This window comes from Fibrobacter sp. UWH9, from assembly GCF_900129715.1.
In the GTDB taxonomy this organism is placed as follows: Bacteria; Fibrobacterota; Fibrobacteria; order Fibrobacterales; family Fibrobacteraceae; genus Fibrobacter.
On the sequence record NZ_FQWP01000017.1, the window covers coordinates 59104 to 69154 of the forward strand.

Below are 10051 nucleotides of genomic sequence, written 5' to 3' on the forward strand. Positions count from 1 at the left end.
TATGTCTGGTATTGAGTATTCCTTCATTGTTCCTCATCATAATAACCCTGAATTGCTGAATCGATTGATTGCGTCGATTCCTTTGCGTGATGATGTAGAAATCATCGTTGTCGATGATAATAGTGATGAAGCGAAAAAGCCTGTAGAATTAAGAAGTGATTGTAGATTTTTGAAACTTTCGTCTTCTGATTCGATGGGGGCTGGAAAAGCACGCAATGTCGGATTGGATCATGCGAATGGAAGGTGGTTGCTGTTTGCTGATTGTGATGACTGTTATGAAGAGGGCTTTTTGAATGTTTTGGATAATTACGTCAATTCAGAAATAGACATCCTATATTACGATGTTTTTTATGCGTGGGATCCTGTTCAGAAAAAGGAACGCTGGCCTCAGAAATATAGCGTGGCTATAGCTAATTATTTGAAAGATAGAAGTAGCGTTTATTGGCAAAAAATGGTCAAGCATGTTATCCAGGGACCATGGAATTTCATGATCCGAAGAGAATACGTCCTTGGAATAAACGCGCGATTTGAGGAAGTCCCTAAGGGAAACGACGCGTACTTCCATCATTACGTTGCGATGAATACGAATCGTTTTGAAATTGTTGAAAATAAAATCTACTATTGGCTATGGAATGAAGGGGGGATAACGGGGAAAAAAAGGTCTAAGGATGCTTATCTTTCTGAGATTCCTCATAATGCAAAATTGCTAAATATGAGAGCTGAAGCGGGTGCCTGGAATACGATTCCCCCTTTTTATAAGGGCTTTGGAAAAGTGAAATCAGATTGTGGAATTTTCTTTTCTGTAAAATGGCTTTGCCTGAATTTCTTTTCAGAAGTTCCTTGGTTTAGAGTGTGGCTTGAACGAAAGAAAATGGAGCTGCGAAAATGAAGAAACACGTTTTTATGATTTTGGCTCATAATAATCCTGAGTATTTAAATCGTATGGTTTCGATGCTTGATGCTCCCAATCATTTTTTTATCGTCCATATTGATAAAAAAAACGAATTGCTTTTGGAGCACTCTGCAATCACCCTTTTAAAAGAAAAGAAAAACTGCACTGTGTTTAGTGAGGTTTCCGTAAATTGGGGGGGACTCACTCAGGTTCTTGCGACATTGGCTTTGGTTAGAAAGGCTTTGAACTCTGAAGACCATTACGATTATTTCCACTTGATTTCGGGATGCGACCTTCCCTTGGTTTCTGCAACCGAAATGGATAGAATGGTTGAAAATGATTCAATTAAAGGCTATGTGGGCCTGGTTGAGATGGACTGGAGCGGACTGCGGAAGTTGTCGAGTAGATATAGACTGTTCCATTTTAACGACTTTGCTGACCGAAGAAACCATAATTTGAAAACAATCCTTTGCCGTTCCATTGAAATGGCGGAAAAAGTTTTTTCAAAGATCGGTGTTTATCCAAGATGTGATTTAAAAATGCCTGTATATAAGGGCTCTCAGTGGTGGTCTTTAAGTCATGATGTTATTTGCTACGTAGATGATTTCTTAAAGGATCATCCGAAATACATAAAAAGATTCCAGTGGACGTCTTGCATTGATGAAATCTTTTTTCATACAATTGTATTCAACAGTCCGTTTGCTAGCGTGATTGAAAAAAATAATCATCGCTATATAGACTGGAGAAAGCTATCGAAAAAAGACAAACCTCCTCGAATACTCACCGAGGATGCAATTCCTGAAATTGAAAAAGGGTGTTTTTGGTTTGCTAGAAAAACTGATCCAAAAAAATCAGAGTTGTTGATAAAGTATTTTGAAGAGAAAGTGAAAGGCTAGATGGAAAATAAAACTCCTAATATTGAATATACGGTCAAAAATAATATTTGTACGGGTTGTGGTGTTTGCCAGGGGGCCTGTCTCTCTGGTGCAATTTCCATGATTGTAATCAATGGAGAATTTAGACCATCAGTAGATTTGAGTAAATGCAATAACACAAAGGGATGCCATCGTTGCTTTGATGTATGTCCTGGTGTTGGGATTAATTTGCAGGAGCAGGCTGGTAAAATATTTACTGATGATGGTGTTCAGGAAAATAAATACATTGGCAGATTCTTGAATTGTTATGTGGGACACAGTAATGATCAGGATTTGAGATACCATGCCGCAAGTGGGGGAACTTTAAGTCAATTTTTAATCTGGTTACTAGAAAATGACAAAATTGATGGTGCTGTTGTCACAAGGTTTGAAAAGGAGTCCCTTTTAAAAGTTAAAACGTTTATTGCAAAGACTAAGGCGGAAATTCTTTCTGCTAAAAGCTCCAAATATGCACCGACCTCATTGTATGGGATTGTTGCTGAATTAAAGGCTGAACAAAAAAAACGTTTTGTTGTTGTTGGTGTACCCTGTCAAATTGAAGGTATGCGTAAATTGCTTACGGTTGACAAAAAACTGCAAGAAAAAGTATGCGGTTTGATTTCTGTATATTGCTCTGGGTCACGAACCTTTAATTTTACAGAATATGTGCTGAAGGAACGAAATATTGACTTGGATAAATTGAATTATCTTGCTTATCGAGATAATGGTTGTTTGGGTGGCTTGGTAGCAAAAGGTGAAAACATAGACTTTTATGAGGATTATCAAAGCTATAGCCATCCATTACGATCAATGTTTTTCCCAAGACGTTGTGTTTTATGCGCTGACCATTTTGGCGAATTGAGCGATGTTTCTTTTGGTGACATTCACATAGCTCCATATTCTGAAGACAAAATTGGTGTTAACTCTGTTGTTGTCAGAACTACGAAATGGGGAGAATTGCTTGAAAATGCAAAAAAATCTGGTGCACTAACTTTAGAAAATTTGGATTCTGCAAAATTGATTGAGTCTCAAATTATGTCTAAGGTAAAAAAAAATCGTAATGTTTCTTTTGGAATGCTTCTAAAAAAACTTGGAAAGACTGCTCCTGATTTTGGGGCGGCGTATGATGCCCGAGTGGGTTTGAAAACTATTTTAAATTATGCTCAAATTCGTCTTCAACAGTTTATCGGTCGTCATAAAAGGCTTTGGTTTCTAATTCCCTTCTTAAAGGCTAAGGTTAAGATTTACTAATGAAAAAAATTGGCTGTGTAATCGCTTATCGCAAGGGGCATACCAATTACGGTACCGCCTTGGTTGGCTATGCTCTTTTGAAGAAAATCCTGCAGCTTGGTTTTCAGGTAGAAGTGATAAATTATGTAAAGAGATTATCTGTAAAACAGAAAGTTGCTTTTGTTTTGAATGCGATTTTGTGCGGTGAGCTTAAGTGCATTGTAGAGCGCTTGACTTCGAAACGGGTGATGAAAAAATATCCCCGTTATGCAGCAGGAATTAAAGAACGAACTGCAATTGTTGAGGCATACAAAGAAAAAAAGTTGATTCCTCTTTTTAGGGATTTTGTAGGATATTCAGCTTTACACGAAGGCTCGAAACAATATGATGCCGTTGTCGTTGGCAGCGATCAGGTTTGGACTCCTATGTCTTTGCCTAATAAATTCTTTAACTTGTTGTTTGTGAGCGATTCTGTTCGCAAGGTCGCTTATGCCTCTAGTTTTGGAGTTAGTGTAATTCCGAATTTCCAGAAAGAGGCCACAGGCAAATACCTCAATCGCTTCTATAAAATTGGTGTTCGTGAGCAAAAGGGGAAGGAAATCGTAGATTCTTTGAGCCATCAGGTCGCTCAAGTCGTTGCCGATCCAACAATGCTTTTGAATGCAGAAGAATGGCGCGAAGAAATTTTTGCTGAGCCTCAACAAGTTGGCGAACCATATATTTTCTGCTATTTCCTGGGCAACAATCAAGAGGCTCGCAAGGCTGCAAATGAATTGAAGGCAAAAACCGGTTTCAAGATTGTAACGTTGCGTCATATGGACGAATATGTTCCCGAAGATGAATCTTTTGGTGATGAAGCTCCTTATGATGTGGATCCCGATGGATTCCTACGGTTAATTCATAATGCCTCCTATGTTTGCACGGATTCATTTCATTGTTCAGTATTCAGCATTCAGTTCCATAAGCAATTCATGACGTTCTATCGTTTTGCTCAAGGTGCAGCAACGGGACGTAATTCTCGAATCGATTCGCTGTTTAGCGTTTTGGGAATCAATCGTAATCGCCTTTATCAAGGGGATGTCTTTAAAATTGATGAAGCTGTTGACTGGAATGTCGTTGATGAAAAGTTAAGATCGTTGAGGGAAGAAAGTATTCGTTTCCTGCGAGAATCTTTGTCATGATTATGAGAACCTTGGCTTTATTCCTGATTTTATTCCATTGTACTTTTGCGCAATGGAATAGTTGGAGTGATGCTTCAACGGTTCGTAAAAATTTATTGAAGGCTGCGAAAGAAGGGAAAACTTACTTTAGTCAGTTTCATGTTTATGATGCAAGAAGTGAGCGGAACCATTTTTCTTCGGGATATAAAGAGGCTACTGGCGAGGACCTTTTTGTTTATGGTTTGGATTTCTATTACGCCACTGGCACGTACTTTGATTCAACCTATAAAGCCGATAATCGAAAGAGAATTATTGAAATCGTAAGAAAAATGTGGAAGGATAATGGTGCGATTCCTTCTTTTTCGTGGCATTTGGAAAACCCGTATGTACCGTCTGATTTTGATAATTATATGGGATGTCGATACAGGAAAAGTTCTCAGGTTCCCGATTATCCTGCAAAACATAGATATGTGATTCGAGAAATTTTGGAAGGAACTGGTGATACATGTGGCTATGGCAGATTTCGCTCAAAGGATGACTTCGCTAATGTTTACGAAACTCCAGCGAAGTGGTTTGATGCAAGAATAAAAGAGGTTGCTTCAATACTAAATGAATTGGTCGATGATGATGGCAAACCAATACCGATGATAATTCGTCTATGGCATGAGATGGAGGATGATTGGATGTGGTGGGGCCGAAGCAGTGTATCTCCAAAGGATTATAAGGCTTTTTTTGTTTTAACAGAGAAAAGTATAAAACAGTATGCTCAGCGGGCTCAGATTCTTTGGGGATATGGGCCAGACCGACATTGGAAAGAATCTGATTTCTTTAAATGGTATCCTGGTGACGAATATGTTGATATAATTGGTTTTGATGACTATTCTATCGGGAGGGATGAAACTGATTTTCAGAATGTGATTAAAAGAGCTCAGTTTGTGTCGCGTGAGGCTGAAAAAAAAGGTAAAGTTGCAGCTCTTTTTGAAACAGACAATAAAGATTCCTCTACAACGAATATATTTTTTAGGTATCGATTGAAAAGATTGTTGCAAACGAATGGGGTGCGGTTGAGCTTGGTTCAGTTATGGTCTACAAGTAAAATTTCAAACGAGGCGCAGAGAGTAGACCGACTTGAATTTCTGAGTAATAATGCTATCATTATAAAAAGAAAGGGTGAATGATTTTTATGCAGAATGTTATCATGTGCTGCTCCACATTGAACACCAAGGGTGGGATGGTCAGTGTGACGAAAAATTACCTCAGTTATTCAAATTGGGGTGATTATAGGATTGATTTTATTCCAACCCATTTTGACACAAAAAAGTGGGTGCTCTTGATTTATTTTGCCATTCAATTTGCAAAAATTTTGTTTGCAGTAAAAACACGCAAGTACAATATCGCTCATCTGCACACTGCGGAACGTGGTAGCTTTTGGAGAAAGTCCATGTTGATGAAATTTTTTCATCGTCATGGAATAAAAGTAATTTTGCATCATCATGCCGCTGAATTTGAAGATTTTTATGCAAAGTGCTCTGAACTGCAAAAAGAGAAAATAAGGAAAACTCTTGCTGAAGCGGATTTGAATATTGTTCTTAGTGAACGATTGATTTCCATGATAAAGGATAAAGAACCTTCCGCTAGAGTTGAAGTTCTTTATAATGCAGTTCCTTCCTATGAAAAAAATCCATATTCGTTAGAAGCTCGTAATGTGCTATTTATGGGTCGTCTTGGTGTGCGCAAAGGTACATTTGACTTGATTGAGGCTATCAAACGGCTTGATGACAAGATTCCTGAAGATGTCAAGTTCTATCTGTGTGGAGACATGGGTGAAAATGAGGTGAGGGCTAAAGTCAAAGAACTTGGCGTTGAACACAGGATTGCTCATGTTGGCTGGATTGATGGTGCTCAAAAAAAAGATTTCATTAGTAAATCTATGATTAACTGTTTGCCTTCTTATAATGAAGGTCTTCCAATGACTATTCTGGAAACCATGGCTGCTGGCATTCCGAATATTTCCACGAACATTGCTTCGATTCCCGAAGTTATAATGGATGGGGAAAATGGCTTTCTTATTGAACCGGGGGATGTTGATGCTCTAACGGAAAAATTGCTTCATTTGATAGTTGATGAAAAGCTACGTAGTGATTTCAGTGAAAAATCTTATAATTTGATAAAAAATAACTTTTCTATTGATTCAAATATTATTAAATTAAAAGAGATTTTCAGAAATCTTTAGGAGCAATGTGAAGTTTATTCGTTTTTTAAATACCGATATTTTGGCGATAACTCAAGAGGACCTTCTTCGGGATTTGAAGAAAGGTGTACTTTTTACTCCAAATTTGGATCATTTAGTAAAACTTCAAAAAGATCGTGATTTTTATGAGGCGTATCAACAAGCAGAATGGATTGTTTGTGATAGCATGGTTCTCTATTTTTGTTCAAAATTCTTGAAAAACAAGTTGCCAGATGTTGTTCCTGGTTCAAGTTTTTTCACAGAATTTTACAGATATCATGCTGCCGATGAAAATTGCAAAATTTTCTTACTTGGTGCGATGGATGGTGTTGCTGAAAAAGCGAAAGCAAAAATCAATGCTGCCGTTGGACGTGAAATTATTGTAGGAGCACACTCCCCAAGTTTTGGCTTTGAAAGAAAACTTGATGAGATTGAAAATATCATACAGATTGTTAATGAAAGTGGAGCTAATGTAGTTCTTGTTGGAGTGGGCGCTCCGAAACAGGAAAAGTTTATAATGAAGTACAAGGATCGCATGCCTGGGGTTGATATTTGGATGGCTCTTGGAGCTACCATTGACTTTGAAGCGGGGAATATTTCTAGGGCTCCTATTTTTATGCAGAAATGCGCAATGGAATGGCTTTATAGATTCTTTAAAGAACCCAAAAGAATGTTTCGTAGATATTTTTTGGATGATTTGAAATTTTTTTGGCTTTTCTTGAAACAAATTTTGGGTGTGTACAAAAATCCGTTCAAAACGTAAGGATTTTTCGTAGCCTTTGACAAAAAGTTGCTACAGCTTATTAAACAGTTCGTCCAGTTCCTGGATTCTGTTCCTGTAGCTTTGCTTTAGCATGAGTATGGCTTCGTCGAATGATTTGCTTTCGTCTCCGATAATGCCGTCGTTGATTTTTATGGGCCACATTTTGTTGTTGCGTTCGTTCGATTTGCTGATGTATGTATGAAGCGAATCGATAAAGCTGTCCATCTGGCCGAACTTTTCCTTGTACTTGTTCCACTGCTCGATGACTACTTCCTTGTAGCGGGTCTTCTTGAGCAGGGCTTTGTTCCACATGGCCTTTTCGAGCTTTATTCCGCTGATGGTGGAGGAGAATGTTTCCCAGTCGAAGTCCCAGACGGGGCCAGCGGTTAGCTTGGTCGTTGCGTCCTTGTGCATGTAGAAGCTTTTGGGGTGCTTGGGCTCTGTGTTTGTCGCGACTTCGTAGATAATCCAATACAGCGCCATGCTTTTTAGATCGATGTAGTCTTCCGGATTCAGCAGGGATTCGTTATCGTAAAGGGCGGTCTCGAGGGTGTTTACGTAATTTTGTATGTACTCCTGTTGTTCTGCGGAGAGGTCTTCGAGATCGGGATCTTTGATCGTTGCGGGAATATTTCGGTATTTTGTTTTGAAGATGTTTTCCTTGTTGTTCTTGTCGAATTCCAGCAGGTAGGCGTTATTTCTTAGACCGAGTCGATTTTTCGAAAGTTCGATTTTTTCACAGAGGTAGTAGTTGCCCAGGAATTTCCTGTTGAGGTAGACTTCAACGAAACGGCCTGATGGCGTCCATCCGATTTCTGTGGATCTGGCGATTTCTAAGGCCAGTGCGTTTCTGATGAGGGTGCGGTCGCGATAGTTTGCCAGCAGTACCCACTTTTTTGCCTTGGGCATGCCGAACAGTGACGTTTTTTCGTTGAATTTTATGGCGTAGGGCTTCTTGACGTAGGTCCAGGTTGTGTTGCCGCGGCCTTTAATCGTCAGTTCCATGATTTCACTTTCTGGTGCGTTTTCGCCCCAGATTTGAAACTTTGCTGGAATCTCTGTTTCGCGATCTTTGATTGCTCGGAAATTTTCAGTTTCAATGACAATCCTAGGAATTCCTGCGTATGGATATTCAGAGTCATCTAGGGGGAGATATTCTTTTGGATTTTTAGAACAGAGATTTTTGTTTATAACAATGGATCCATTGTTACATTCATACATGATTTGTGAAGAATCTTTCGATTCTGACAAATCTCCGACGGTGGAATCTTTTGATTCTGGGCGAATTGTGACGATAGAATCTTCTGGAACTAGGTCTATCCATCGATACCCATTACAGTATTGTTTCTTGCCGAGTTTTGAATCATCAATGATTTCGCCGTAGCGATCGCCATCGCAAGCGTAAAATTTCCCGCTGAGCTCAAATTCATTTGAGTCGGATGAAAAGTCTGAACACCCGTTTAAAATCAAGAAAAAGAAAGCAATCAGTAGATAGGAAAACCTCATTTTATACGTTCGCTATAATCTGGTTTTCACAGTTAATGCTGTTACGTTCTACATTGTTCCACACCACGCAATCTTTTATTATTGCATCCTTAAGAATGCAATTGTCTCCGATGGTTACATTGGGACCTATAGTAGAATTTTCGATACGGCAATTCTTGCCAATATGGCAGGGAGGTATGATTGCGTTGTGATTATTCAATTCCGCAGTGTTTTGATCAATAGTACCTGATAGACGATTGTTCAGTAACCAAGTGTTCGTTTCAATCAGGGTTTCCGGTAAACCGCAGTCTAGCCATTCTTTTACAGGGGCCGTACGGAATTTGCAGCCCTCTTCAATCATCATCTGCAATGCATCTGTCAGTTGCAGTTCGCCTTTGGTTCGGATATCATTATCCATGAGGTGTTGCAAGGCTGTTTTTAGCGCCTTTACATCTTTGATGTAGTAGATGCCGACTATGGCTTCGTTACTTACGAATTCTTGGGGCTTTTCGACTAACCGTTGGATGTTGCTCTCGGTGTCAGTAACGGCTACACCAAAGCGACGGGGGTCGGCGACTTTGTAGGTGAATAGAACGTTACTGGATTCTTCGCTTCGCTCAGAATGACGTACAGGATTGAGTATGCTAAGGTCGGCGTCAAAGAGGGTGTCGCCTAGGATGATGAGTAGGGGCTCATCGTTGACATAGGGGAGGGCTAAGCTGATGGCTTGACCTAGCCCCTGGGGGTCGCTCTGGAGAATGGCGCGTGTTTTGCCCCAGTTTGGTTTGCTTTCCAGATACTGATCCATTTTCTCGGCTTTATAGCCGGTAATGAAGATTGTTTCGGAGGGATTGAGCTTTAAAGCGTCTTCTACGATCCAGTCAATAATAGTTTTTCCGCCTACGGGAAGCAAACACTTTGGCAACTCGTTTGTGTACGGTCGCATGCGTTCTCCCTTTCCTGCAACTGGCAAAATGACTTTCACGTTTTTTCCTTTAGATTCAAGTATCTTTAACCCAACTAGATTTTAAGAAATTTGTGGGGTAAAGATAACAATTCAACATCCCCCCCCTTAAATTCAATGATAAAAAAACTGATGGTTTTAGACCATCAGTTTTTCATATAGTTAGCGCTTGTTGTCCTGCTTTAACCCTTTTCTAAGGAGGCTTTCAGTTTAAGGACTTCCTTGGATGAAAGACTGCAAATCGAAATGATTTCATTAATGCCGTATTTCCGTTTTAGCATAGTCATTGCAATTTCAAGAGTTTTATTCTTAGTAGCCTCTTTTGCAGCAGCTTCCGCTTTAAGTACTGCGCTGGCAAGGCGGGTATTGTATTCATCTTGTCTTTTCTTTTCACTGAGTTGAGACATGAACAT

10 protein-coding genes are annotated in these 10051 nt (G+C 39.4%); 7 read left to right on the plus strand and 3 right to left on the minus strand.

The window, feature by feature from the left end:
* The first annotated feature begins 1 nt into the window (after window position 1).
* From BUB94_RS12590 to BUB94_RS12620, 7 genes are read left to right on the plus strand one after another with little or no spacing between them, the layout of a single operon-like run.
* Window positions 2-889 (plus strand): glycosyltransferase family 2 protein, encoded by an 888-nt coding sequence (locus tag BUB94_RS12590; RefSeq protein ID WP_073237584.1) that lies wholly within the window; start codon window positions 2-4, stop codon window positions 887-889.
* Window positions 886-1788, plus strand: a complete 903-nt coding sequence (locus tag BUB94_RS12595) for a beta-1,6-N-acetylglucosaminyltransferase (RefSeq protein ID WP_073237587.1) — start codon at window positions 886-888, stop codon at window positions 1786-1788. The genes BUB94_RS12590 and BUB94_RS12595 overlap by 4 nt, the downstream gene beginning before the upstream one ends.
* Complete coding sequence (locus BUB94_RS12600) at window positions 1789-3057, plus strand: Coenzyme F420 hydrogenase/dehydrogenase, beta subunit C-terminal domain (RefSeq protein ID WP_073237589.1); 1269 nt, start codon at window positions 1789-1791, stop codon at window positions 3055-3057.
* Window positions 3057-4217, plus strand: a complete 1161-nt coding sequence (locus BUB94_RS12605; RefSeq protein WP_073237592.1) for a polysaccharide pyruvyl transferase family protein — start codon at window positions 3057-3059, stop codon at window positions 4215-4217. The genes BUB94_RS12600 and BUB94_RS12605 overlap by 1 nt, the downstream gene beginning before the upstream one ends.
* A 2-nt stretch (window positions 4218-4219) precedes the next feature.
* Complete coding sequence (locus BUB94_RS12610) at window positions 4220-5374, plus strand: glycoside hydrolase family 26 protein (protein WP_170932355.1); 1155 nt, start codon at window positions 4220-4222, stop codon at window positions 5372-5374.
* A 5-nt stretch (window positions 5375-5379) separates the two neighbouring features.
* Window positions 5380-6429 carry a glycosyltransferase family 4 protein gene (locus BUB94_RS12615; protein WP_073237617.1) on the plus strand — a complete coding sequence of 350 codons (1050 nt, stop codon included), beginning with the start codon at window positions 5380-5382 and terminating at the stop codon, window positions 6427-6429.
* Window positions 6430-6436: 7 nt separating this feature from the next.
* The gene (locus BUB94_RS12620; RefSeq protein WP_073237597.1) at window positions 6437-7189 is read left to right on the plus strand and encodes a WecB/TagA/CpsF family glycosyltransferase; all 753 of its coding nucleotides are present in this window, start codon (window positions 6437-6439) and stop codon (window positions 7187-7189) included.
* Between the two features lie 30 nt (window positions 7190-7219).
* Here BUB94_RS12620 and BUB94_RS12625 read toward each other — a convergent pair whose 3' ends face one another.
* The 3 genes from BUB94_RS12625 to BUB94_RS16895 form a co-directional block, all read right to left on the minus strand.
* Complete coding sequence (locus BUB94_RS12625) at window positions 7220-8194, minus strand: CotH kinase family protein (protein ID WP_073237601.1); 975 nt, start codon at window positions 8192-8194, stop codon at window positions 7220-7222.
* 502 nt (window positions 8195-8696) lie between these two features.
* Window positions 8697-9659, minus strand: a complete 963-nt coding sequence (locus BUB94_RS12630) for a sugar phosphate nucleotidyltransferase (protein WP_073237604.1) — start codon at window positions 9657-9659, stop codon at window positions 8697-8699.
* A gap of 161 nt (window positions 9660-9820) precedes the next feature.
* The coding region (locus BUB94_RS16895; protein ID WP_073237608.1) for a hypothetical protein at window positions 9821-10051 on the minus strand (231 nt) is incomplete at its 5' end.

What these genes read in the sequence shown, in the direction of transcription:
- BUB94_RS12590 (WP_073237584.1), top strand. Translation starts at nt 2, where the DNA reads ATGTCTGGTATTGAGTATTCCTTCATTGTTCCTCATCATAATAACCCT.
- BUB94_RS12595 (WP_073237587.1), top strand. Translation starts at nt 886, where the DNA reads ATGAAGAAACACGTTTTTATGATTTTGGCTCATAATAATCCTGAGTAT.
- BUB94_RS12600 (WP_073237589.1), top strand. Translation starts at nt 1,789, where the DNA reads ATGGAAAATAAAACTCCTAATATTGAATATACGGTCAAAAATAATATT.
- BUB94_RS12605 (WP_073237592.1), top strand. Translation starts at nt 3,057, where the DNA reads ATGAAAAAAATTGGCTGTGTAATCGCTTATCGCAAGGGGCATACCAAT.
- BUB94_RS12610 (WP_170932355.1), top strand. Translation starts at nt 4,220, where the DNA reads ATGAGAACCTTGGCTTTATTCCTGATTTTATTCCATTGTACTTTTGCG.
- BUB94_RS12615 (WP_073237617.1), top strand. Translation starts at nt 5,380, where the DNA reads ATGCAGAATGTTATCATGTGCTGCTCCACATTGAACACCAAGGGTGGG.
- BUB94_RS12625 (WP_073237601.1), bottom strand. Translation starts at nt 8,194, where the DNA reads ATGGAACTGACGATTAAAGGCCGCGGCAACACAACCTGGACCTACGTC.